The sequence below is a fragment of the Asaia siamensis genome (assembly GCF_014635085.1).
Lineage (GTDB): Bacteria > Pseudomonadota > Alphaproteobacteria > Acetobacterales > Acetobacteraceae > Asaia > Asaia siamensis.
The window spans coordinates 1-23,743 of the sequence record NZ_BMCH01000008.1; the positions used below are offsets into that span (position 1 = coordinate 1).

Sequence of the window (23,743 nt, forward strand, 5' to 3'; positions counted from 1 at the left end):
CCGCTGGCGCCGACTGGTGAGGGATTACGAACAGCGTATCGACGTGGCAGAGGCCATGATCCACATCGCCATGGGAAGCCTAATGCTACGCCGAAACGCTCATCCGTGAATTTCCAAAAGGGCTCTCAAGAGCTTCAAGCATGATGCCGAAGCGTTTCTCGGCGAAACGGTAACCCAGGCAGTCATTTCGGTTCCTGCCTATTTCGCAGAGCCACAGCGCCGCGCGACGTTGGCGGCGGCGCGTATCGCCGGTCTGGAGGCGCTACGCCTCGTCAATGAGCCTACGGCTGCAGCCCTGGCTTTCGGGCTGGAGAGCCGAGATGAAGGCCAGTTTCTTGTGCTTGATCTCGGGGGAGGGACGTTTGACGTCTCCTTGCTCAATAAATTCGAAGGGATCATGGAAATCCGGGCTTCATGCGGCGATTCCAATCTTGGGGGAAATGACTTTCGCGATTTGATCGCAGCCCTTTTTCTCGCCGATCAAAGGATCGAAGCCTCGTCTCTCAGTCCTGAAAGCTATGCCCAACTTATACGAGCTGCAGAGAGCCTCAAACAGGCATTGACCACTCAGGATATCGCGCAGGAACGCTTTCATATCGCTTCTGAGCCAGTCGAGTGGACATTGTCGAGAGAGCGCTTCGAGGAAAATGCGACGCCACTCCTGACACGGCTACGCGCGCCGGTCGTCAGGGTTATGTCCGATACATCAGCTGAGGCAGCTGAAATCGATGAGATTATTCTCGTCGGCGGTGCGTCGCGGATGCCTCTGGTGCGTGCCCTAGTGACCAGACTGTTTCACCGTTTTCCTCTTGCTCATCCAAGACCGGATCACCTCATCGGCCTTGGGGCTACGGTGCAGGCAGGGCTGGTTCAGCGAGACTCCGCGCTTGAAGATCTCATGATGACCGACGTGTGTCCGTTCACGCTCGGGACTTCGACGCAAGACGGTCACACCCATGAAAATATTATGAGCGTCATCATCGAGCGGAATAGCATCATCCCCATTAGTCGTACACGGCACTACGTACCGCTGGTCGACGGACAGGCGCATATCCTGTTCGATATCCTGCAAGGCGAGAATATCCGACCGGAAATGAATGTGACTCTCGGCGATGTCTTCGTCGCGCTGCCCACGGGTATCACCCGTAAGGACAGGGTATCGGTCTGCTTCACTTACGACGTCAGCGGTGCTCTCGAGGTGGAAATTCTGGTGGAAAAGACAGGGGCGCTAACCCGAAAAATCTTCGCCGGACAGAGCGGTCTGTCGCCCGAGGATATCGAGAAACGCTTTGTCGCCCTGCAGCAGATCAAGCTTGCGCCAAGGGATCAGATCGCGAACCACGCGCTTGTGGCGAGAGCCGAGCGCCTTTATGCCGAATCAGTGGGCGAACGACGCGACCTGATCGGTAATGAATTGATGCGTTTTCTGGCTCGGGTGGGAAAAGTGCCATTGCGTGAAGTGGCCGAGACCAGGGCGCAGTTCGGCGCGTGGTTGGACGCGATGGAACGCAATCTGCCATTCGCCTGATCGAGACGGCCTGTCATGCTAATTCCCGATGCCTGGCGCTTGCTTGGGCTTGAGCCCACAAGTGACAAGCGCGCTGTTAATCGCGCTTATGCACAAATCCTTCGCCGAACGCGGCCCGACGACGATCCGGTCGGTTTCGGTCTGCTTGTCGAGGCAAGGGCTCTCGCTCTTGACTCGGCCGATACGCTCCGGCGGCGTGAAGAGGCGGGGGAAGTCGATGACGATATAGTTGAAGACGAAGCTGGGATGCCTCGTCAGTTTACCAAGGTAATCCCGGTTTCTTACGAAGAACTATGCGTTCTGGCGGGAGTGCCTGTACAGCCTCCGCCAGTCGTCAGGCAGCCCGTTCCGGAGGAGCAGCAGAGGGACGGTGAGCACGACGAGACAGATGAAGCAGAGAGAGAAGATGAAGCTGCGCCGCGGGTCACGGCATATCCAGCGCGTTTGACGCCGCCGCCTTCTGACGGAGAGCTCGAAGGGAAGCCGTCAGTTCTCGCTTTCAAGCGGCCAATACCGCCCGATGAGGATAAGCGGCCTAGCGAAGGCGCACATGACGCCGAGACGCTTGCGCGAGAAACCGTTACCCACCTGATCCAGGCCATAAGCAAGAAACGGTCGGTGGTGTGGACGCAGCCGGAGTGGCACGTTGTTTTCAACAGGATTGATGCGACGCCGCTCAAAACCCAGCTTGAGCTGGCTTCATCGTTATGTTGCGCGATACTGAGCTTTCTACCCAACCCGGCGCAGCTGGGGGCTAGCGCCGAAAACTACGGTGCCCTTGTCAATATCGTCACTACGATGGCTGATCGATACGGTCTGGATTCCGGTGCGGTCGCGACTTTCAGAGAAATGCGCGGTGCGATCAATTGGGGAGACTGGATCGCCGTACGAAGGCGCAAGGAAGATAAAATCCATTACGGAGAGCGAGCCAGTTTTTCCGATTACTGTGCGGTGCTTCCCCTTGGATTGCATCTCATGGCCTTGTTTCCGGTCAAATGCCGCGAGGCCGTGCCTGCAAAGGAAATGAGCTTCATCGCGCGCTTATGGATGCGTCTCAAGTTTTGCCTGGGCACCTGTTTCCTTCCCAGCTACCGCCTCGCTGAAGCTGGTATGACGCGGTTGTCCATCGCGTGGTCTGTGGCGACACTGGCAATTTTCGCGCTGATCGTCGCCCTGTTCTTTTCAGGGTCGACAAAAGGCACAGCGGATATTCTGCTGCTGGCGGCGCATGACAGCCTCAAGGCGATCCTTGGTTTCATTCACGTCTCGAGTGAGGCGGTTCGCCGCCTTCTGATCGGCGCAACATTCTTCCTGCGTATCCTGCCGCTCCTGCTCATACCGTGTATGGTCGGTTATCTGGCGCGCAAGCGTATCGAAATCTGTGACGGACGCGGCCTCGTGTCCATCGCGCAGCGTGCGCCCGTGCTCCGGCCGGCAGGTGGCATTAAAGCATTGCCAAAAGCGCAGTTGATCGATCTGTGCGGGCTGTTCGGGCTTCCCATGCTCCTATTAGCGAGCGACCCGGATCTCAACGGCAGAAGCGCCTGGCGTCAGCTCGCCTCGCCTGAAGTTACGAGTATTGCCGATAGCAGTACTCTCGCCTTTATGCATCACACGTCGAAGGATAACGGGTTCTATATTGGCTTTCATCTTGCTCAGGCCGGAGGCTCGCCGGCTCGTATCGGTCTCACCTCATGTCGTCCAGGGGCGGTTACAGGCTATGACTGCAAGGCCGATTTTCTTGCCCCCGGTACGACCATCGATTGGATGGAAACGCCCGACGATATCCCGAGCGTGAAAATGGTGATTGAGGACAAGATTTTGAAAGGAGGCAGACAGTCCCTGATATACCGTTTCGATCGGGGCACGCAGGCCTGGAAATCATTGCCGCAACTGTCCTTTTGTCAGAACGTCGATTTCAGCTGTACTGCCTCCATCGGAAGCAGCGGCGCCGTTGTTACTGCTTTTCAACGGCTTGCCGATGACGGGCTACGGTATGGTGTCGCCCTATGGAAGGTCGATTATCCCCGGGATTTCAAGTTTCGCGCTCGCACGACCCAATCGCTTCTGGGAGAGAGGGTGTGGCTGAATACTGCAACCTCCTCCAATGAGGCGCTGTTTATCGCACTCAACGACCCTGTTCCAGCATCGCTCTATGCGCAGGCCATGGATCAGACGCCCAGATTGTTGGGGACTTTCCCGCTTCATCCTAACGGCCAACTCCTAGCTCATTGGAGGGGCGCGAAACTGATCCTCAAAGGATTGTTCACCGGCCCCGCAGGACGCGAGCTGCGTAGTTTTATCGCAGAGAAGGGGCGCATCCGCGCCGTAACCATCGCCGATCAGGAAATCCTGCTGCGTAAGGAAGGCCAGCTGGCCGATACCAGTATAACTGCGGGGGCAACGCTCGATCTCAGTTGCGATGGGGGGCAAAGCTGGCAGAAACTGACCTTGCCCAACATGTTACGCCGCGCGGTTTTCTCGACTGATGGCAAGACCCTTTTCGCTTACGGCGCTTTCGGTCTTTTTGCCAGGGATTGCAATGCCGAAATGAGAGACGGCCAGCCTTCCTGCAGATTTGCGGACACCGATAAGTGAAAAGCGACCGCTTCCCTCCTGACAGAACGTGTCGACGTCAGGAGGGAAGCGCTTTCCTGGGTTTGAGCAGGTGAAAGAGCGGTCCGGTGAGCAGGGTCGAGATAACGGCCAGTACCATGAGCGAGGCGAAGGCGAATTCGGAGAGCATACCTTGCTCGTGCAGGATGGTCGCCGCCACGATTTCCATCAGGCCCTTGCATTGTAGCAGGGCACCAAGCCCCAGTGTCTGACGTCGCGATAGCCCGGCGGTTGGCGGGAAAATATAGATTGAGCCGATCTTCACCACAATTGAGATGGCGACGAGTGACAGCGAGGCCAGGACAGAAGGCCAGGTCAAGGCGTCGCCATTGATCCGCATTCCGCTATGACCAAAGAAGAGAGGCGCTACCCAGACCAGCGCAAAAGTAGAGATAGCCTCGAAGGGCAGGCGTCGTACCCATGATGGCGGCATGAAGGCCCCGGCGAAATAGGCGCCGATCAGCTCGTGCAGCCCCAGGGTCATGCTCGCCCAGGATCCTAGGCTGAGATAAAGCGGGACCACAGCCCAGATGAGTATCCGCGAAGGATTGCGGAAATGGCGTGACGCCAGTGAACCGCAAGTTGCCAAGGCGATGAGCATAAGCGCCGCACCTCCTTCGCGCAGGCCCCAGCTATGCATGGCGGTTTGACGCTCTGCAGAGAACTGCAACAGGGCAAGGCCGATCCAGAGCGTGGCGTCATCGATGACCGCGAGTTTGAGCGCCAGTTGTCCGATCGGCTTGTCGGCGATCGGCAACTCCCTGACGATGCCGATGAGCACGGGCAGGGCGCTCACGGCAATGCACAAACCGATGGAGGCGGCAGCGATGCCGGGCGTGACAGCGGGCGCGTGCCAGCCGGGGAGGGGCAGGAAGAAATAATAAACGAGGATGGTGCCTATCAGAAAAGGCCCACCCAGTGCCATGGCAGCACCGCCCAAGAGGCGCGCAAGGCCGGGTTTCGGGAGGGCGTTTTCTGCGCTCTGACCCTCGGGGTGCTGCCACATCTCCATCCCCGCAGTGAAGGCGAGCACGAGTACGGCGATCCAGCCGATGGTATCACCATAGAAAGAAGGGATGCCGATGCTTTTGAGCGGTAGATGCCAGACGGCGGCCATAATGCCAATCAGGATCGGAATAACAGCAATGGGTATGACGCGGCCAAGCAGGCGCCAAAGCACCCAGGGAACACAGACAAAAATACCGATATCTGCCAGGACCGCAGTCAGATCGTTCATACCCATCCCTTCGATTTTTCACGCAAAGATAGCTTGGATGGGAGAGAAAGCGCAAACCTGACGTCAAAAGCCATGAAATTGCTGAAGACAGTAGCTGGTTTTTACACGCTTACGGATGCGGTGGAAATATTTCATCAAGATTCTCCGTCTATTTATTTTTTGTTTGAGGTGTAGACTTGTTTACTTGTATTGTTCGCTCGTGAAGGACCAATCATGCCCCCGCATGTCTCAATCTACCAGCATCCCCAGGAAAAGGGATATGGTGCGGCTCTGACCGTTATCGGTAGCGCGCTTTGGCTGCTGATTATTCTGAGTGTCTTCCTACAGAAAAATCCGGTTGCTGCGCTGATTGCCTTGGTCATCTATGGCCTGCTGCTCTGGGTCATGATGAAGTTCATGGCAGCCTTGTTCCGTGCATGGATGGTCGGCAGCATGGTGGTGCTCTCAGAGAAGCAATTCCCGGAACTGCATGCAATCTTTGTCGATGTCAGTCGGAAGCTCGGCCTTGAGACGGCGCCTGAAGCCTTTATCTATAATTCTCACGGCGTGATGAACGCGCTCGCCCTTCGGCTGTCGCGTGGGCGTTATGTGCTATTGACTTCAGCGCTTGTCGAAGCTGAGGACAATGCGCAGCTTCGTTTCGTCATCGGGCACGAGATTGCTCATCACGTGCTGGGTCATCTCAATTCGGCGAAGCATTTCATCCGTTATCCGGCTTTCTTCGTGCCTTTTCTCTATCCGGCCTATTCGCGCGCCCGCGAATATAGCTGCGATGCGGTAAGTGCGTTTCTTCTGGAGGACAAGCACCAGGCCCTGACCGCATTACAGATGTTGGCCTGTGGTGCCAAGCGTCTGAACTACGAGATGAGTCCGTCAGCCTTTGTAGATCAGGAAAAACTTATGCCTGCCTTCGCTGGGTTTTGCCGCGAGATCTTTCTGAGTCACCCGCGCATGACCCGTCGCGTCGCGCGTCTGATGTCCCTCTTCCCGAACGTGACGATGAAGCCGGATACAACGCCTGTCAGCGTTCAAGATGTAGCTTGACCAGCGTTTGGGTCTTGTCCGGCTTCGTGATGACCTCAACTATTCTCCGGTCATGTGACCGGAGAACGGGAAGCGTCAGACGACCATGGGGGTGTCAGAACCCTGCCTGCATGCTGATCGAGAAGGAACGGGGGGCGCCGATCAGAACCTCGGACGGATAGCTCGTATCGGCCCATTGTACGAAATGCTTGTTGGCAAGATTGTCGATGCGACCGTACAGGGTAAAGCCCCTGCGGATATGCCAGCCCGCAAAAACGTTCACGAGAGCATAATCCTTGAGCGAAAGCGTATTGGCAAAATCGCCCTTGCGCGCAGAGACATAGCGCATGCCTGCGCCGAGATCGACAGGCAGGTCCAGCGCCGAAGACCATACAGCCCAGAGATTGGCGGTTACCGCAGGTACGTTGGGCACCTGATTGCCTGAGGCGTCTGTCGCGGCATCGGGATAGAATGTGCCGTAATGCGCATCTGTATAGGCAACATTGCCTGACAGGCTCCAATGGCGGTCGAGACGCCAATCGGCCTGACCCTCTACCCCACGCGAATGTTGGCTTCCGGCGGTCGAGACAGAATCCTGACCTGTCTGAACCAGAACCCGAGTGCGTCGGATATCGAAGAGGGAGAGTGTGGTAACAAGCCGGCCCGAAAGCGCACTTGCCTTCACGCCGATTTCCCCCTGACGCGAGTGGCTCAGACGGCTGAATTGCCCTTTGTTGGCAAGGAACAGGTTTGAGCCTGGCGGATCTTCTGCAGTCGTATACACACCATAGAGGCTGACATTGGGCAGAATGTCGTAAACCGGGCCGATACGGAAATTGGCAGGGTTGTAATGGCCCTTGAAGCTCGTTGCCGTGTTGAATTGCCCATTCTGATTGTAGTTCTGGCGGTCGAGCGAGAGCCAATCATAGCGAAATCCGCCAACCAGACGCAGAGTACGGGTCAGTGAAAGCGTGTCTTCCAGAAAGAGCCCGGCATCGATCAGGGTGGTTGGCGATTTGCGGCAAGGATACTCCCCGGCGAAATTGCCCAATGCGCCGCCTTCCGGGTCAGTCAGCGAGACACTGTCGGCATAGCTGGCGTCGGGAAAACCACGATTGCGGATGAAGCGCAGATAATAGGCGTCTCCTCCAATCACCAGACGGTTCTTTAACCCGAAAAACGTGGAGTCAAAGCGGGCGTCGATCGTATCACCGATCTGATGCTGGTTCTGATAGACATAGAACCGGTCACGCCCGATCCGCCCCGGCTCGATTGGGGCATTACTGGCATCGACTGCGCCTTCGCTACCGATATAGCTGTAGGTCTCGGCATTGTCCCACCGCCGTTTGGCATAGGAGAAATAGGCCTTGTCATGCAGGGTGAGCCAGTCGTTCACGATCCAGTTCAGATGCAGGGTCGGCGTGGCATTGACCGAACTCGCTCGTGGGTTGGCAACATTGTAATTGCGCCAAAGCGAGGTCTTGCTGACAACCAGCCCGCTCGATGAATGCAGGAGACCCCTGGCTTCCTCCTGGACGGCAGAACCCGGCACCAGAGGGGCGCCATAATAGGTGGAAAGCTCATCTGTCAGGTAATCCATCCCCAGTCGGGCCGAGAAATTCTGTGACGGATGCCAGAGCAGGGTCGTCGTCCAGTCATTGCTGTGGGGATCAGCGCCCTTGACGTAGCCATCTGACGAGGTGCGGCTGAAATCACTGCGTATGGCCAGTGTCGGTGACAGCGGGATCGACCCGCCAATGCCTGCGTTCCAGGTGTTGAAGCTGCCATAGGAAACCAGCGTGTCCAGATGCGCATGATCCGGGTCGGGGCTGCGTGTGCGCATATCAACCGTGCCACCCACAGCGCCTTGTCCATAAAGAACGGAAGACGGCCCTTTGAGAACCTCAACTGCCTCTAGATTGAAGGCGTTCAGCGGCCGGTTCACCATGGTGGTGGGGCCGAAATAGAACCCGTCGCGCAGGATCAGGATCTGATTACCGCTGAACCCGCGCATCATGAGCTGCGCCGGGTTGCCCGGTGACCCGCCAGAAGTGACGCCCGGTGCAAAATCGGCAGCCTGCTCGGCCTGGGCATAACCGCGCTGCGAGATGATTTTCTGGTCGATCACCGCGATCGAGGCCGGGTTATGCTGCAGGCTCAGACCGAGCCTGCCACCGATGGCGGGCCGGGCATTGAGCCCTGTGCTTTGCCCGTGGGCGGTAATGTATTCGTCATTCGCTCCCTGATCCTGCGCGATGGCCTGAGGGAGGGAGAGCAGGGGAAGCCCTGCGAGAAGAAGCGATCTGAAGGGGCGCAGAGGGCGCATGGTGGCGGATCTATCCGGTCTGTTCACGTCACTACGATGGGCAGATTTGCACCTGCCACTTCCGGGACACCCCGCCCATCAGTTCTCGTCCGTGACCATGGATGATGGCAGGTCTCCTGACTTGTGCGTCACCGAGCAACAACGTGCCTTCCCGGGGGGATAAACCCAGTGGCCGGGCCGCAAGGGCCCTTGTCAGTGCTCTCTTCACCTACAGTTGCGGGGGCAGTCATGGCATCGCACCATGTTCCCTTTTCATCCCGGCGAGCGGGAACCATCGCGCGCGACCCTACTGCCCGCGCACGCCCTGTCAATCAGGAGCGTAGCTGACGCAGGTCTCTTGTAACGCTCGCGTAACCCAAATGACACGCGCCTCTTCTCAGCTCGGGTTTGTCGGGCTTTTGGCCATATGGGGATCAGAATGGGACGGTGATCCGTTTTCGACATGTCCGGCCAGTGCGAGCAGAACCGTGCCCGCCTGGTCTCTCAATTCCAGGTGATACCAGTTCTGGCTGGGGCCCAGATCGACAATCTCGACGCGTTGCGTATCGGACTTGAGCGGACGCGCTTCACTCCTGCCGTTATAGAGATTACTCAGGACCGCCTCTTTGCTGGCTGGGTTTGATACCGAGAAGACGAGGCGCAAGCTGTTCTCTCCTTCCTCCTGTAGCAGGACCACGCCGCTTGCGGGACGATGGAGGCGGTAAAAACCGTTTGGTCCGTAGATCTCGACCACACCCTCAGGCGCGCAGGCGAACAGGCTGATCGTGCCTGCGGGTACGGTCAGATGCTGGCTAGCCATGCCCGTCTGGCGAATGCGGAAGACGACACCTTGTCTGCCGGTATTACTGAAAGTGAGTTTTGTCGGATCATCGGCATGAGTGGTGACGGCAAAGCGATAGGGCAGGGCGCGGCTCGGCCTCTGCCCCGTTTCCTGCACGGGCAGCCTTCCGTGTGACGGCACGAGCGGCGGCGGATGCGCGCAGGAAAGACGCGTCTGTGGCAGATAGTCGTCGGTATTGGGGAGCTCTGCCGACCATTCAGCGTCGGGTTTCGAAAAATCGAAGACGGAGGTCAGATCGCCACAGACAGCACGCCGCCAGGGGGTGATGGTGGGACATGCGACGCCAAAACGCTTTTCGAGAAATTGCAGGATCGAGGTGTGGTCGAATACCTGCGAATTGACCCATCCCCCCTTTGTCCAGGGAGAGATGATCAGCGCAGGCACGCGCGGCCCGAGACCCACAGGCTCGCCATGATAGCTCTCACCTGCGGATGAAACAGTCGTGCTGCCTTGCCCCGCAAGCGCAGGGACAGGCGGTGGCACATGGTCGAAAAAGCCGTCATTCTCATCGTAATTCAGAATGAAGACTGTTTTGGCCCAGGTCTCGGGGTGACGGACGAAGATGTCGATGAGTTTCGAGATCAGATGCTCGCCAAAGCCGGGAGGGGCTTCGGGATGTTCCGACAGGGCAGCTGGCGGAACGATCCACGAAACCTGTGGCAGGGTGCCGCCTGCAACATCATGCTCGAAAGCATCCAGAAGGTAACGCCCTTCAAGCTCGTGCATGTTCTCCTTGTTCGAGCCGGGGGCGATGGCGCGGGCGTTCAGATAGCGCCAGTCGTTGCGGTCGAGGTTGCGGAACTGGCGGAACGAGGCGAGGGGGTTGTCGCCGAAATTGTCGTATTCCTGGTAGAATTTCCAGGTGACACCGGCCTCTTGCAGTCGTTCAGGGTAGGTCGTCCAGTCGAAAGGCGTGAATTTCGGGTTGTCATGGGCCATGTCGGCAGACCAGTTACCGTCATCGACATTCTCGACTGCCTGCTTGCCCGCTGAACCGACGGCGAGCCCGTTCGTGCCGGTGAAGAAATAGAGACGATTTGGATTGGTCGGCCCGAAGATCGAGGCGTGATAGGCGTCGCAGATCGTGAAGGCATCGGCCAGGGCATAGTAATAGGGAATTTCCTTGCGGGTGAAATACCCCATGGTCATGGGTGTCTTGTGCGGTACCCAGCTATCCCACTCATTCCATGCTGCCTGCGTGCCTTTCCAGCTATGGTCGAGGCTTTTCAGGCAGGCGGCAGAGGTATGCACAGTGTCGAAGAGGAAGGGCCAGATAGCCCGGCCCTTCTCGTCTTTTTGGGCAAAGACCGAACTGCCATCAGCCTGGCGTTCTGCCCGTGGGTCACCAAAGCCGCGCACACCGCGCAGCGTGCCGAAATAATGGTCGAAAGCCCGGTTTTCCTGCATCAGGATAACAACGTGCTTGACGTCCTTGATCGTGCCGGTTTCCCGATTGGCTGGAATGGCCAGAGCCTGTTTCAGGTTTTCAGGCAGCATGGCCCCAGCGAGGGCGGCAGCACCGAGATTGAGAAAATGCCGTCGGCTGGGTTTCATGCTGGCTGATCCGTCTCTCAGTTGAAATGCTTGCGGATGGTGAAGAATACCATGCGCGGGGCCGCGGCCTGAAGGGTCTGGAACGTGCCCGAGGGGTCGGAATTGATAAAGCCGTTGCTGCCCACTGTCGCGACATAGCGCTTGTCGAACAGGTTCGAGACATTGATCTGGGTATCAAGCCCGCGCAGCCAGAAATTATGGCTCTTGAAGCGGTAGCCGAGATTCAGGTTGAACACGTCGTTGGCCGGCACATAGGCGTCGTTCGTATAGGTGTAGTAGCGACGATCCTGGATCTGCATAAGGACGTTGCCCCAGATCTGGCCGTCGTCATAGCCGAGCTGCAGATTGGCGAGGTTGCGCGGCATACCGACCACGTTCTTGCCCTTGATTGCGGCGGAAACCGTACCATTCGCCATCACATCGTCCTGATAGAAGGAGTTGTTGAAGGCATAGGAAGCGAAGATCGACCAGTTTGGAGCAAACTGCCAGTTCACGGCAGTGTCGATGCCACGGGAGATGACCCCACCGACATTCGAGAGAACCGAGGCATTGCCCTGAATGCCCACGCCCTGCGTCACCGAAAGAAGGCGGTTTTCGAACTGAACGTAATAGCCGGTCACCGTCGCCTGGAAGGTTTTGGTATGATAGCGATAGCCAAGTTCCTCGGTATTCGACATTTCAGGCTTCAGACGCCCCTGCAGCGCCTGGAATCCTGCCACCGTGGTCGAGAACGGCCCGGATGTCTGGGCGCTGTCAAAGGCCGCCATATTGCGGCTGTAATCGAGGAAGATCTCGTGATTATGGTTGAAGCGATAATTTGCGCCAACCTGCGGCAGGAAGCCATTGCTGGCATTCAGCGATCCTGACGGATAGGCCGTGGCGACAGGTGTGCCGAGATAATTGCCGTTCATGGCGCGCGCCGTATTGTCAACGATCAGCGACTTGAAGCCGTAATTGACCTTCAGCTTTGGCGTGATTTTCCAGGTATCGCCCAGATGCACCTGATAGGTCTTGGTGTTGAAGGCGCTCTGCCACTGCGTGGCAAAGGCGTTGTCGCGATACCAGTGGATGGAAGAGGGCGATCCGTCGAGCGCGAGGGGATAGAAGCGGCGTGCCTGATTGAAATTGTTGTTCTCGAACCAGAAACCACCCTCAATGCTGTGATTGGCAATCTTGTAGGTCAGGCTGCCGATAAACCCGGCACGGTGGATGTCGTATTCTGTTGTGCGTGTGGAGAGGGGTGACCCTCCCAGCTGGGCCGGTGTGGCGGTGTAAGGCGTGACCCATACACCTTCGCCGGTATTCGTATGGCCATAGCCCATGACATAACCTGAGAGGCGATTATTGACCCGGAAATCGAGCTTGCCATAGCCCAGCGCGTCTTCGCGCAGGCCACCTGCGTTATAATAAACGGTATCTTGGTTTTCGATTCCCTTGGGGAAGGCAGTCCCGTTCTGATAGGCATAGGCAATCTGCTTGGCGAGGGCATAATTGCCGGTGATATTGTCCAGATTATAGCCATAGGTCTTGATCTGGGAGAGGGAGAGATCCTGATAGTCGTTTTCAGCGCGCTTGGACCAGTCGCCGAACACGGTCAGTTTTAGATGTTCGCCCAGAGGCTGGACGAATTTGGCGTTGGCCTGATCCTGGCGCTGAACGCCATCGCCCTTCCACTTGTTCGCATCCTGATGATTGTAGGAAACGTAGAACTTGCCGCCCCCCTTGAGCAGGCCGCTATTGATACGCGCGAAGGTGCGCCATGTTGACGCCGAGCCGATCGTACCGCTCACATCGGCACCGGATTTGTCGGAGGGGTCGATCGAGGTGAATTGCAGTGCACCGCCAAGGTCGTTCGAGGCGGCAACGCCGACTGCACCTGCGCCCTGGGTCAGGGTTGCAGGGCCATTGTTTTCCGTCTGGAGAGCACGCCCGATCGAAAGACCGTTATCATTGCCATAGGCCAGATTGCCCAGCGGCACGCCGTCGAAGGTGAAGCCGAGACGGCTCTGATCGAAACCGCGGATGATGATCTGCTGTGACCATTCATAGGAACCCAGCGGGTCTGATGAGGTGAACATCACACCGGGCAGTTTCGAGAGCGCCTTGAAGGGGCTGGTGCCGGGTGTGTATTCCTGAATGGCCGTGCGCGAGATCGTCTGTGTTTCGCGAGCCTGACCGGCGCCGAGCACGATGATCGACTCAGGGGTCTTGGCATCGACAGCGTTCGAGCGCGCCTTTGTCCTGTCTTTCTGGCGGACCGGCTTTTTGTCTGTCGCATGACTGGTTGTCTTGCCAGTGACGGAAGCTTTCTGACTTGGGGCGCTATCCTGAGCATGAGCCCTGTTCGTCGCATGTCCGGCAATCAGCAGCGCCGGAAGGCTGGCGGAAAGAACAAGGCTAAGTCTGAGTTTCATCGATTGGGGCCGTTTCGCTTCGTGATCGAATTACGGGCAGTAAATATCGACATAATCTGTTATGCAGTATTATGGTTTTATTAAATCGTTACCGAAATAAAAGAGTCATATTGCTGTCATTGTTCTGTCTTTTACCGCTCTCACGAACCGCGGCGGATTGTGTGACGCAATTGCCCGGATGATCTATGGACGAGACCGTCTTCTCACTACGGAAATAGCGCTTGCGAGCTCCATCAGAATGATACCGGCGAGATAGGCCGCCATATCGTACCAGGAGAAGACATGTCCGAGCAGAAAGCCACCAGCGGCAGTTCTTCTCAGGGTATCCAAAGGTGCGATATGGACCAGTTTGAGTGTCTCACTCGCAAAACAGCCGAACATGGCGAGCGTCAGTCGCGACAACCGTCTGTCGCCCCCCACGACGAAGGCGGCGAGGCACCAGAAAAGCGCGCCCCATAAGACCGAGCCGCTCCATTTTCTCGCAAACGGATCAAGCCCCAGAGGGGCAAGGCGGCAGACAAGACCCGCCGCGATAATCATGCCCGTCGTCAGGATGAGACGCGTTCGGCCCAATTTGTTGTGTCGGCGTCGTTTCATGCTCTGTCAGCGGCCGCCCTGTCGGGGCGGAGGAGCAGGGTGACGGTAATGAAAGCCACATAGAGCAGCAGGTACCATGAAACCAGTTTCTGCGGATGCACCACCCAGGTGAAGTGCCGATGGGCATAAAGCCAGGTGCCGGTAAACGTGCCGATATTTTCTGCAACCCAGAGGGCGATGCTTGAAAAGAAGGCTGCCAGTGGCAGTCTCATGCGCCAGAAATGCGTGCCCACGATACGATAGCGTATCCAGCAGCGGCCATAGAGAACAAGCGTGGCCAGAACCAGCCCCCAGCGCAGATCGGGCAGGAAATGATGCGTGAAGAAATTGGCGTAGATGGCAAGCGCCAGTGTCAGGGAGAGAGCGAAGCGCGGATAGGGCACGAAGCTCATGTCGAAGACCCTGATGACGCGCGCCATATAACTGCCGACCGAGGCATACATGAAACCGGAAAACAGCGGGACATGCATGAGCTTGAAAAAACCGGGCTCGGGATAGGCCCATGACCCCGCAGATACCTTGAACCACTCCATGGCGGTGCCGGTCAGATGAAAGACCAGGATGATCATGGCCTCCTGTCGCGTCTCGAGACCGCACAGCAGAAACAGGGCCTGTGTCACCAGAGCGAAGATGAACAGCGCATCATAGCGATGTATCGGCCAATGCGGCGACCAGAGATAATGCGAGGCGAGAATGGCCCCCAGAAGGAGCCCGCCGAAAAGACAGGCCCATCCCTGTTTGAGCACGAAGAGCACAAACATGCCCCAGAACCCGTGCAGATAGCGCCTGACCCAGCGCCCCAGCCTGTCTTCCAGGCTGGTTTGGGTCGAGTGCGTTTCGGTGGCGGGCATGAGAGTGGATCCTTGCTTTTTGATCCGCTCCTGCCGCAGCCCGTGCCCCTATACAAGGGCACGTAACGTTACTGTGACAGATCAGCGCGACAGAGCGAAGCTCAGACCGCCCATAACCGTGAGTCCCTGGTTCGGGATGGTCGAGATGGCGCTGGTGTAGTAGCGGCGATTGGTCACGTTATCCGCATTGACGAACATCTGGATCTGTTTGGTGAGCTGGTAGGACCCGAACAGATCGAACACCACATAACCCCCCTGCTTGGGGTATAGCGCTGTTGCGCTCGATGGGCGTCCGAGCGTCTGGGTGGCTGCACGGATGCGGCCGCCGATGGAAAGCTTGTTGTCGAGCAGATGCACACCGACCGTGCCCGCCAGAACCGAGCGCGGTGGCGTGGTCAGGAGCGCGCCAAACCCGGTGTAATCGGCATAGGGCAGCTTGGTCGTGGTGTTGGTGTAGGACAGGGTCGCGAAGACGAAGCGGTTGTCGTATTTCGCCTGGCCTTCAAAACCATGGGTTAAGGTATTGCCAGCCATATTCTGGTAGAAATAGCCGTATGTCGGAATATAGGACCCTGCGGCCGGGCGACCGATCACGCGGGTCTGGGCGATGTAATTCTTGATGCGTGTATCGAAATAGTCGCCGTCGAATTCGACCTTGTCTCCATCCATCAGCACGTCACGATAATGCAGCTTGGCGCCGAGTTCCCAGCCATAGGTCTGCTCAGGGGCGAGATTCGGGTTGGGGATGAAATTCAGGAAGCTGAGCCCGGGATGTGAGCTGGCCATGAACAGCTCGGTCATGGCAGGCGGGCGGAAACCAAGGCCGTAGCTGCCATAGAGCTGAAGCCCGTGTACCGGTGTGACGGCCAGGGTCACTTTCGGATTGACCGCATCCGAACCGCTCGATCTGTGGAAGGCACCGGCTGCGACGGAGGTGAAGCCCGAGGCGAGATTCACGCCGCTGCCCGATGCGTGATAGCTGTCATAGCGCAGGGCACCGGTCAGCTGGACGATCTTCCAGTTAAGTGCGAGCTGCGTGAAGGCGCTGCCGACGCCACGTCCGCCCGAAGGGGTCGATCCGGCATAGCCTGTCTGGTCCTTAGTATCGACCTTGTCGTGATAATACTCGCCACCGTAATTCAGTGAGGCAAGAACCGGACCAAGACCGAACTGCGACGTGTTATCGGCCTCGAAGCCGAGTGTCGTCAGATTGTATTTGGTCATGTTGGCCGCAGCGATGGTGAGCGCGCGATAGGAAGGCATCGCGTTATCCTGCCCCGTGGAGACGACATAGCCCTTGACGTGCAGGGCAACGAGCTTGTTGTCGTGCGGGGTAAAACGATATTCGATATTACCCTGGTTGTTCTGGATCTTGTTGGCGCCTGCAATGCCCTCGGTGCCCTGACCGAACTGGTTATGATAGATCACCGTGCCGAGCGTCAGGCTCTGATCCATGCCGGGCTTGATATCGATCTTGAACAGACCCGACTGCATGCGCTGATAGGTGTCAGGAATGCGGGTGCCTGCACCATCTTCGTAATTGCCGGAGCTGCGCATGCTGAAGGCGGCGGCAATACCGAGCCAGGGGCGTACACGCACGCCGGCGCCGACCATGCCCGACCCGTCATAATTGTTTGAGCCGCCGAGCGCGCGCGCCATCACACCATAGCGCTTGCCTGAGTCGACGATGTCGTCCACGCCGAGCGTATGCATGTTCACCACACCGGCGATGGCGCCTGCACCATCAGCCGTCGCAACGGTGCCGCGTGACACATCGAGCCCAGCCAGCAGGGCGGGATCGACATAGACGCTGCCATTGGCGCCATGGCTGCTTGTCTGGAAATCCTGCCTCGCGCCATCGACCATCACGTTCACGCGGCCAAAATCCTGCATGCCACGGATGGAAATGGCGAGGGACGGAGAGCCGTCATTCTCGAAATACACGCCAGGCAGCCCGGTCAGGACCATATAGGGCTCGGTCGGATTGACGCGCAGCATGTCCTTGCGGGTCAGTGTGGCGCTTGCCTGGGGCACGACCAGATCGTTGTCGCCATGCACCTTGACGCTGGGAAGCGCGATATCACCCGATGATGACCTGCCTGTGCTTGTCGCCTGTTTCCGTACCGCCCCGGCAGGTTTTGTCGTGCCTGTCGTGCTGCTGCTGGAGGCGCTGCGTTGTCCTGCCTTGGTCTGGTCCTGGATGCCTGTGTCACGATCCTGAGCCTGCGCAGGCCCGGTAAGGAGGGTGATCATGGCAAGCGCGGAAGACAGGGAAAGCACCTGGCGGGTTGAGATCATCAGTTCGGCCCTACGAAACGTTAATGGAACGGTGCGAGTGATTATTGAGAATGACTCTCACTTGCAAGGTGTAAAAACTTCCTTTAAAGCTCCGCCGCGTCAGGTGAGGGAAAGAGGCAACAGCCAGCGACCCATGACAGCAGGGATGAGGGAGGGCTCATGAGCATCAGATTGTTCAGTCGGCGTCAGTTCGGGCTTTCCGCCCTTGCAACCGGCGTGACGAGCGCAGCCGCGCGTTCGGCCCGGGCGGGGGAAAAACGCAGTGTCCAGATCGAGGATTGCCGCGGCAGGCGGGTCACGCTGGGGTCGATGCAGCGCATTGTCTCGATTGGCGGCACGATTACCGAGACGCTCTATGCCCTTGGTGCCGCAGATCGCATTATCGGGGTCGACATCACCTCGACCTATCCTGTGTCGGCCCTGCGCGAGAAGAGATCGGTCGGCTATATGCGCCAGCTTTCTTCCGAGGGTATTCTGTCGCTCAAGCCCGACCTTGTTCTAGCGATGAATGACTCGGGTCCGGCGAATGCGATCGATCAGGTGATGGAATCTTCCACCCCGATCGTGATGGTCGATGCAACGCCATCGCTCGACGGTGTGCGCAACCGCATGCTCACACTCTCCCGCATTATCGGGGAAGAGGAAAAGGGCGCGGCAATGGTCGTGCGCTTTGACAACCAGCTGCGCACACTCAGGGCTTGGACAGAACTCCACCCCAAAAAGGCGCGTGTCCTGTTCGTCATGCGTGTGGTGAACGGGCGTCCGATGGCGGCAGGCACGGGTACCGCCGCCGATGCCATCATTGCCCTTGCCGGCGCCACAAATGCCGGTGCGGACATGAAGGGCTACAAGGCGCTCGAGCGCGAGGCTCTGATTGCCCTCAAGCCGGATGTGATCCTGATGATGAGCCAGGGTGGGCAGGCCATGCGCGATGCGCTTCTCGCCGATGAGGCTGTCATGCTGACTCCAGCCGGGCAGAAGAAAGCCATCATCGATATGGAAGGCGAAAAGCTGCTTGGCTTTGGCCCACGTACGGCAGAAGCTGCGCTCGAACTTGCGCAGCAGATCGTGAGCCATACCCAGCCTGCATGAGCGTCTCGCGTCTCCCCATAGTGCCCGCCTTTACGCTTCTCTCGCTGGCGCTGGTTGCCAGCGTACTGCTCTCTCTGGCGTCTGGCGCGACCGGCTTTGGTATCCATCCCGGCGGTGTCGATAATCCTGCTGTCTCGAGGTTGATCGTGCTCGGCATCAGGCTGCCACGCATCGTGCTGGCTGTGCTGGTCGGGGCGGGGCTCGGGGCCGCAGGGGCGGTGATGCAGGGGTTGTTTCGCAATCCACTGGCTGACCCCGGGTTGATCGGTGTCTCTTCCGGCGCCGCACTCGGTGCGACCGTCATGATCGTCGAGGGGGTAATCTGGTTCGGTCCAGGGGTCATGGCGCGCTGGGGCATACCGGCGGGCGGAATGCTCGGTGCCTGTGTCATGACCGGCATTCTCCAGCGGTTTTCAACACGTCAGGGCAGGGTGTCGACGTCGCGCCTCGTTCTTGCAGGGGTCGCGCTGGGTGCGCTTGCCTCTGCCGCTACGGGGATTCTTCTCTATCGCGCCAATGATGCCGCCCTGCGCGATCTGACCTTCTGGACGATGGGTAGTCTGGCCGGGGTGCGCTGGCAGGAAATCGAAATTCTGGCACCGTTTACGCTCTCTTCCCTCGTGTTGCTGATGGCGCTCGCGCGGCCACTCAATCTGCTGCTTCTGGGGGAAGAGAATGCCGCCCTCATGGGGTGTCGCGTGGGGCGGGTCAAATTTCTCTGCCTTGTCGCCGTTACGCTTTCTGTCGGTCCTGCCGTCGCTTTTTCTGGGGTGATCGGGTTTGTCGGTGTCATCGTGCCGCATCTGGTCAGGCTGGCCAGCGGGCCGGATCATCGCTTTCTCATCCCCGGCAGCGCCTTGCTGGGGGCTCTGCTTCTGGTGCTTTCTGACACGCTGGCCCGTCTGATTGCCATCCCGTCTGACGTGCCTGTCGGGATCATCACGGCAGGTCTGGGGGCACCGATATTCATCTGGCTTCTGATGCGTCGCGGCGATCAGGATATTCCGGCATGACACTCATGCTGAGAGACATCACCGTCAGGCGTCAGGGCAGGGCCTTGCTCGATCAGGTCGCCATGACTGTCGCGCCGGGCGAGTTTGTTGCCGTGATTGGCCCGAATGGCGCAGGCAAGAGCACTCTCATGCGTGTGGCAGCGGGGCTGCTCGCCCCCTGCGAGGGGTATGTCGAGATCGACGGTCGCGGCATTGGCACCTGTTCGCCCCGTGAACTTGCTGCACAAAGGGCCATGCTCACGCAGGACCAGAGCCTTGAGGCCCGCTTCTCGGTAGGAGAGCTTGCCCGGTTCGGCGTGGCGGAGAGGCACGGGGCTGGGGCCCGGGAGAGGCTGAACCTGCTGGTCGACCAGACGCTGGGCGAGGTTGGTCTTGCCTCTTTCGCTGAGCGCGATGTCACGACGCTTTCTGGAGGAGAACGCCAGCGTGCGCATCTGGCGCGCGTTCTGGTTCAGCTGCGCTGGCGCAGCGAAAAGGGATACCTGCTGCTGGACGAGCCTGTCTCGGCGCAGGATATCGCCCGTCAGAGACTCATCCTGTCTCTGGCACGGGCGCATAGTGGCAAGGGTGGGGCGTGTCTGGCCATATTGCACGACCTGAACTGGGCGGCTGCCTTTGCCGATCGTATCGTGGTTCTGGATCAGGGGCGAGTCTATGCATCCGGCCCCGCCGACAGGGTCATTACATCCAGAATGCTCTCGGACGTATTCGGTCTTTCTGATACGGTTCTGGGGCATCACGGTGAGACTGGGCGGCCATTTCTGCTGCCGCATGATCTCATTCTGCCCGGTTCATCATGAAGTCAAAAAGGTATCGTCGATGTATATCGCAATGAACAGGTTTCAGGTTCTTCCCGAGAGCGAAGACGCGTTTCGCCAGCGCTGGCTCGACCGTGAAGTGCTGCTGACAACCGTACCCGGTTTCAAATCCTTCGCGCTGCTGCGCGGGCCAGTCAAGGATGACCATATTCTCTGGTCGTCGCACACGGTCTGGGAATCTCAGGAAGCCTTCAAGGCCTGGACCCAGTCTGAGCAGTTCCGCAAGGCTCATGCCGGCGCCGGTGGCAATAAGCCCCTGACTCTTGGCCCGCCGGTCTTTGAAGGCTTTGAGGTGGTTCAGCAGATCGATAACTGATCTTGTTACCCGATGCACCCGGCCGCGCATGGCCGGGTGTTTTCAGCTCAGCTAAGTGCCTTGAGAATCATCTCGAAGGCCCGGCTGACTGTTGCGAGACGCACCGCCTCGCGATCTCCCGCGAAGTGAGCCGTTTCACGCTGGGGTGTCTTTGCGCCTTGCATGACACACAGACAGACAGTGCCAACCGGTTTGGCCTCTGTTCCACCACCCGGCCCGGCAATGCCTGTCACCGCCACCGCTATCGTCGCGTCCTGGGCGCAACCCAGCGCGCCCATCGCCATCTCGACCGCCACGGTCTCGCTGACCGCACCATGCGATGCCAGGGTCGTTTCGGCCACGTCGAGCACCGACATCTTCATGGCGTTGGAATAGGTTACGAGGCCTCCCTCGACCGCGTCTGACGATCCGGCAAGGGCTGTCAGGGTTGCTGCGATCAGTCCCCCCGTGCAGCTTTCAGCAGTGACGAGACGGTCGCCCCGGCTGCGCAAGGCCTGCAGCACCTCACTGGCCTGATCGCTAAGAGAGCGGGGAACTGCCGGGACATCAGCCATGGGAGTTTTTCTCCAGAACCCGATAGAGCGCCATGTTCTCTTCCACACGCTGGATGTAGGAGCGTGTCTCTTCGTAAGGAATGCCCTCGATCCAGTCGATCATGCCTGCCTGGGTCAAGGGCTGCGGGAGAGGCTGACTGGCCAGCCAGAGATCGGTGCGGTGAGGCCCGGCATTATAGGCCGAGAGAACCAGCGGGACGACATTATTGAAACGCGTCATGAGCTGCGACAGATAGGTGCGCCCCAGAACAAGATTGGTGGCGGGGTCGCGCAATCCACTGGCGCTGGTATCGATGCCGCTCAGGCCAGCGCGACGGGCAACATCCTGCGCTGTGCCGGTTTGCAGCTGCATCAGGCCGATAGCACGCGCAGGACTGCTGACATGCGCGTCAAAACTGCTCTCCTGACGGGCGACACCCAGTGCCAGACCATGGGGCAGGGAGTCTCCCTCCGCCTGGGCGGCATCGAGAACCGGCCAGCCTTCCGGATAGAGCGCTGAACCCAGCCTGCCTGTGCGGCGGGCAGCAAAGACAGCGGGCTCCAGTGACCCGATAGACAGCGCAAACCGGGCCAGAGCGGCCTGGCCCGGGGCGTCCTGCACCGCGCTATAGCCGAGCATCAGGAACTCACGGGCATGATCGTCATCGCCACGTTCATGAAGCAGCCGCGCTGCCTCGATCAGATCCGCGCGTGAGATGCCGCCGCTCTGCAGGGCGGGAAGACGGCTGAGCGCCGTGGCGAGGCCGGCCACATCGCTGCCACCCGGAATCAGCGTATCATCATGACCGCCCAGAGTAGCCAACGCCAGCTGACCATAATAGGTCGTCGGCATGGTGGCCGCCTGACGATAGGCGGCGCTGGCCTGGCTGCTAATGCCTTCTTCAGCGAAGCTGCGCCCGAGCCAGTAATAACCGCGGCTCTTCGTGATCAGGCTGGTCTGTCGCGACAGCTCAGCAAAGGCGGGTCTCGCCAGGGCCGGGTTCTTCTGAAAGCGCAGGTCAATCCAGCCGCGCAGGAAGGAGGCCTCGAGCCGCGAGGTGGAGCCTGTCGAAAGCGTTGTATCATCGGCCAGGGCCCGCGCCTGGGGCACCGAGCCCTGGGTCAGGAAGGAGCGGGCGAGAGCCAGTCGTTCATTGGTCCACTCGGATGACGGCGCGCGCTTCTGCCCTGCAAAGCCTTCTTCCTGCCAGAGCGCATAGGCTGAATCGAGATCAGGGGCGCGGCGCAGCTGCCTCAGACGCGCGATCATGATCTGGGGTTCGGCACGCTGTGAAGCGGGAAGGGCGGCAAATTGCGAGGCGGCGTCGGCTGCGTTGGATTGCAGGGCGATCAGGGCGCGAGCACCCGCCTGACGTTGTGGCGCCAGAAGGGAGACCTGCCGCCCGGCTGCGGTGAATTGTCGCGTGCGGATCTGGCGCTGGAAACGGGCCCAGTGATCATCGGGTGTGAGTGACGCACTGTATTCTGCAAGGATAAGGCTCGAATCAGTCTCGCGGTCGGCCCCGTTGCGCCAAATTCGTCGGGCCTGGCTGGCAGCATCGGGCAGGAGCGTCGCACAGCGCATGAAAGCCTGTACGGCTGTCAGGGGTTCACGCGGGCAAAGCTGCGGGAGTTCTGCATCGCTTGCACGGGTGGCCAGTGCCTGTTGATAGCGGGCCATCATGACAGCGCGCTCGGGCCAGCTTGGCGTCTGATCCAGAAAATCGGCATAGGCGCTGGCGCTGGGCGGCGTCGTGGCCTGAACGAGCGCGAGCCACTGATCGAGACGGGTCGCGACATCCGTGCTCGCAGCACCGGAGGGGGAGGCAAGGCTCTCGGGGGCCGAATCATTTTGTCCGAGGGCCTCAGAGGCGGCGGAGGGCGTCTCCTGCTCCTGGGCGTGAGAGCTGCATCCTGTCAGAAGAATGAGCGATCCGGTCAGGAGAAATGCCTTAACCCGCGACATGATGCGCAACCTCCATGCTGCCTTTATAGATCAGCTCGCACGCGACGAAGGCGACGATGGCGAGGCCGAGCCAGGCGATCCAGCGGTAGCGGTTCAGCAGATTGGCTACCAGCGTCGCCGCAGCTCCCATCAGCACGACAGAGAAGGCGAGGCCAGTCACAAGCACGTAAGGGTGTCCCATGGCGGCACCAGCCACGGCCAGTACGTTATCAAGGCTCATCGAGAGATCGGCGACGATGATTCTGAAAATCGCCTTGGACAATGACCCGCTTTTGGCCTCTCCCGACATTTCCTCGGGATGACGCAACTCCTGGTACATTTTCCAGCAGACCCAGAGCAGAAGCAGGCCGCCTGCCAGGGTGAGGCCGAGTACGGACAAGAGGCGTGAGGCGACAAGCGCGAGTGCGATGCGCATGAGAGCCGCCGCAGCGACACCGACCAGAATGGCCTTGCGCCTTTGTTGCGCTGGCAGGCCCCGTACGACCATGCCGATAACAACGGCGTTATCTCCCGCGAGGGTGATGTCGATCAGAACGACCTGTGCAAGCGCAATAAGGGCGTGCCAGGTAAGATCAGGCGCCACATCAACCTCCAGAATTTCTCAATCCGAACAATGCTAGAGAAAGCGCCGATCGAGCGCAATTCGCTCCGTGCGTTGGCGCGGCCCGATCAAAGAGTGTTCCCCGGCGGCATCTTGAGGTAAGAGGGGGCCTCTTTTCG

The 23,743-nt window shown here is 59.0% G+C and carries 17 protein-coding genes, 1 pseudogene and 1 riboswitch; of the genes and pseudogenes, 8 read left to right on the forward strand and 10 right to left on the reverse strand.

The genetic code is table 11. The annotated features are described in order from the left end of the window. The 3 genes and pseudogenes from IEV53_RS13010 to IEV53_RS13020 all read left to right on the forward strand — a co-directional run. Nucleotides 1-109: pseudogene (locus IEV53_RS13010) on the forward strand (IS5/IS1182 family transposase); the annotation flags it as partial. Beyond that, nucleotides 110-1,528 (forward strand): Hsp70 family protein, encoded by a 1,419-nt coding sequence (locus IEV53_RS13015; RefSeq protein ID WP_188427391.1) that lies wholly within the window; start codon nt 110-112, stop codon nt 1,526-1,528. A gap of 15 nt (nt 1,529-1,543) precedes the next feature. Further along, nucleotides 1,544-4,126, forward strand: a complete 2,583-nt coding sequence (locus tag IEV53_RS13020) for a hypothetical protein (RefSeq protein ID WP_188427269.1) — start codon at nt 1,544-1,546, stop codon at nt 4,124-4,126. Nucleotides 4,127-4,163: 37 nt separating this feature from the next. Here IEV53_RS13020 and IEV53_RS13025 read toward each other — a convergent pair whose 3' ends face one another. Next, nucleotides 4,164-5,381, reverse strand: a complete 1,218-nt coding sequence (locus IEV53_RS13025; RefSeq protein ID WP_188427270.1) for a cation:proton antiporter — start codon at nt 5,379-5,381, stop codon at nt 4,164-4,166. A gap of 213 nt (nt 5,382-5,594) precedes the next feature. Here IEV53_RS13025 and IEV53_RS13030 point away from each other — a divergent pair, with 213 nt between their 5' ends. Then, nucleotides 5,595-6,425, forward strand: coding sequence for a M48 family metallopeptidase (locus IEV53_RS13030; RefSeq protein ID WP_188427271.1), 831 nt, complete (start codon nt 5,595-5,597; stop codon nt 6,423-6,425). A gap of 94 nt (nt 6,426-6,519) precedes the next feature. Here the strand turns inward: IEV53_RS13030 and IEV53_RS13035 are convergent, their stop codons facing one another. From IEV53_RS13035 to IEV53_RS13060, 6 genes are all read right to left on the reverse strand, one after another. Further along, nucleotides 6,520-8,730 (reverse strand): TonB-dependent receptor, encoded by a 2,211-nt coding sequence (locus IEV53_RS13035; RefSeq protein ID WP_188427272.1) that lies wholly within the window; start codon nt 8,728-8,730, stop codon nt 6,520-6,522. Nucleotides 8,731-8,819: 89 nt separating this feature from the next. Beyond that, a riboswitch (cobalamin riboswitch) is annotated at nt 8,820-9,021 on the reverse strand. Between the two features lie 85 nt (nt 9,022-9,106). Further along, complete coding sequence (locus IEV53_RS13040) at nt 9,107-11,125, reverse strand: phosphocholine-specific phospholipase C (RefSeq protein ID WP_188427273.1); 2,019 nt, start codon at nt 11,123-11,125, stop codon at nt 9,107-9,109. Nucleotides 11,126-11,142: 17 nt separating this feature from the next. Then, on the reverse strand, nt 11,143-13,539 hold the full coding sequence (locus tag IEV53_RS13045) for a TonB-dependent receptor (protein WP_188427274.1): 2,397 nt from the start codon (nt 13,537-13,539) through the stop codon (nt 11,143-11,145). Nucleotides 13,540-13,722: 183 nt separating this feature from the next. Continuing rightward, on the reverse strand, nt 13,723-14,136 hold the full coding sequence (locus IEV53_RS13050) for a ribosomal maturation YjgA family protein (protein ID WP_188427275.1): 414 nt from the start codon (nt 14,134-14,136) through the stop codon (nt 13,723-13,725). Next, on the reverse strand, nt 14,133-14,987 hold the full coding sequence (locus IEV53_RS13055; protein WP_188427276.1) for a DUF817 domain-containing protein: 855 nt from the start codon (nt 14,985-14,987) through the stop codon (nt 14,133-14,135). Before IEV53_RS13055 ends, IEV53_RS13050 begins: the two co-directional genes overlap by 4 nt. Before the next feature lie 81 nt (nt 14,988-15,068). Next, the gene (locus IEV53_RS13060) at nt 15,069-17,285 is read right to left on the reverse strand and encodes a TonB-dependent receptor domain-containing protein (protein WP_188427277.1); all 2,217 of its coding nucleotides are present in this window, start codon (nt 17,283-17,285) and stop codon (nt 15,069-15,071) included. A gap of 159 nt (nt 17,286-17,444) precedes the next feature. On the opposite strand from IEV53_RS13060, the gene IEV53_RS13065 reads away from it, so the two are divergent. From IEV53_RS13065 to IEV53_RS13080, 4 genes are read left to right on the forward strand one after another with little or no spacing between them, the layout of a single operon-like run. Further along, nucleotides 17,445-18,377 carry a heme/hemin ABC transporter substrate-binding protein gene (locus IEV53_RS13065; RefSeq protein WP_188427278.1) on the forward strand — a complete coding sequence of 311 codons (933 nt, stop codon included), beginning with the start codon at nt 17,445-17,447 and terminating at the stop codon, nt 18,375-18,377. Further along, complete coding sequence (locus IEV53_RS13070) at nt 18,374-19,390, forward strand: FecCD family ABC transporter permease (RefSeq protein ID WP_188427279.1); 1,017 nt, start codon at nt 18,374-18,376, stop codon at nt 19,388-19,390. Before IEV53_RS13065 ends, IEV53_RS13070 begins: the two co-directional genes overlap by 4 nt. Further along, nucleotides 19,387-20,190: an ATP-binding cassette domain-containing protein gene (locus tag IEV53_RS13075; RefSeq protein WP_188427280.1), complete on the forward strand. Its 804-nt coding sequence runs from the start codon at nt 19,387-19,389 to the stop codon at nt 20,188-20,190. The genes IEV53_RS13070 and IEV53_RS13075 overlap by 4 nt, the downstream gene beginning before the upstream one ends. Nucleotides 20,191-20,209: 19 nt before the next feature. After that, nucleotides 20,210-20,524 (forward strand): antibiotic biosynthesis monooxygenase family protein, encoded by a 315-nt coding sequence (locus tag IEV53_RS13080; RefSeq protein ID WP_188427281.1) that lies wholly within the window; start codon nt 20,210-20,212, stop codon nt 20,522-20,524. A gap of 47 nt (nt 20,525-20,571) precedes the next feature. On the opposite strand, the gene IEV53_RS13085 is transcribed toward IEV53_RS13080, so the two are convergent. The 3 genes from IEV53_RS13085 to IEV53_RS13095 are packed head-to-tail and all read right to left on the reverse strand — an operon-like array spanning nt 20,572 to nt 23,606. Then, nucleotides 20,572-21,078, reverse strand: a complete 507-nt coding sequence (locus IEV53_RS13085) for a CinA family protein (protein ID WP_188427282.1) — start codon at nt 21,076-21,078, stop codon at nt 20,572-20,574. Further along, nucleotides 21,071-23,023 (reverse strand): lytic transglycosylase domain-containing protein, encoded by a 1,953-nt coding sequence (locus IEV53_RS13090; protein WP_188427283.1) that lies wholly within the window; start codon nt 23,021-23,023, stop codon nt 21,071-21,073. The genes IEV53_RS13085 and IEV53_RS13090 overlap by 8 nt, the downstream gene beginning before the upstream one ends. Then, the gene (locus IEV53_RS13095) at nt 23,010-23,606 is read right to left on the reverse strand and encodes a TerC family protein (protein ID WP_188427284.1); all 597 of its coding nucleotides are present in this window, start codon (nt 23,604-23,606) and stop codon (nt 23,010-23,012) included. Before IEV53_RS13095 ends, IEV53_RS13090 begins: the two co-directional genes overlap by 14 nt. Nucleotides 23,607-23,743 lie beyond the last annotated feature (137 nt).

Excerpts from the sequence above, each read along its gene's own strand:
- IEV53_RS13020 (WP_188427269.1), top strand. The coding sequence starts at position 1,544 with ATGCTAATTCCCGATGCCTGGCGCTTGCTTGGGCTTGAGCCCACAAGT.
- IEV53_RS13025 (WP_188427270.1), bottom strand. The coding sequence starts at position 5,381 with ATGAACGATCTGACTGCGGTCCTGGCAGATATCGGTATTTTTGTCTGT.
- IEV53_RS13030 (WP_188427271.1), top strand. The coding sequence starts at position 5,595 with ATGCCCCCGCATGTCTCAATCTACCAGCATCCCCAGGAAAAGGGATAT.
- IEV53_RS13035 (WP_188427272.1), bottom strand. The coding sequence starts at position 8,730 with ATGCGCCCTCTGCGCCCCTTCAGATCGCTTCTTCTCGCAGGGCTTCCC.
- IEV53_RS13040 (WP_188427273.1), bottom strand. The coding sequence starts at position 11,125 with ATGAAACCCAGCCGACGGCATTTTCTCAATCTCGGTGCTGCCGCCCTC.
- IEV53_RS13045 (WP_188427274.1), bottom strand. The coding sequence starts at position 13,539 with ATGAAACTCAGACTTAGCCTTGTTCTTTCCGCCAGCCTTCCGGCGCTG.
- IEV53_RS13050 (WP_188427275.1), bottom strand. The coding sequence starts at position 14,136 with ATGAAACGACGCCGACACAACAAATTGGGCCGAACGCGTCTCATCCTG.
- IEV53_RS13055 (WP_188427276.1), bottom strand. The coding sequence starts at position 14,987 with ATGCCCGCCACCGAAACGCACTCGACCCAAACCAGCCTGGAAGACAGG.
- IEV53_RS13060 (WP_188427277.1), bottom strand. The coding sequence starts at position 17,285 with ATGATCTCAACCCGCCAGGTGCTTTCCCTGTCTTCCGCGCTTGCCATG.
- IEV53_RS13065 (WP_188427278.1), top strand. The coding sequence starts at position 17,445 with ATGAGCATCAGATTGTTCAGTCGGCGTCAGTTCGGGCTTTCCGCCCTT.
- IEV53_RS13070 (WP_188427279.1), top strand. The coding sequence starts at position 18,374 with ATGAGCGTCTCGCGTCTCCCCATAGTGCCCGCCTTTACGCTTCTCTCG.
- IEV53_RS13075 (WP_188427280.1), top strand. The coding sequence starts at position 19,387 with ATGACACTCATGCTGAGAGACATCACCGTCAGGCGTCAGGGCAGGGCC.
- IEV53_RS13080 (WP_188427281.1), top strand. The coding sequence starts at position 20,210 with ATGTATATCGCAATGAACAGGTTTCAGGTTCTTCCCGAGAGCGAAGAC.
- IEV53_RS13085 (WP_188427282.1), bottom strand. The coding sequence starts at position 21,078 with ATGGCTGATGTCCCGGCAGTTCCCCGCTCTCTTAGCGATCAGGCCAGT.
- IEV53_RS13090 (WP_188427283.1), bottom strand. The coding sequence starts at position 23,023 with ATGTCGCGGGTTAAGGCATTTCTCCTGACCGGATCGCTCATTCTTCTG.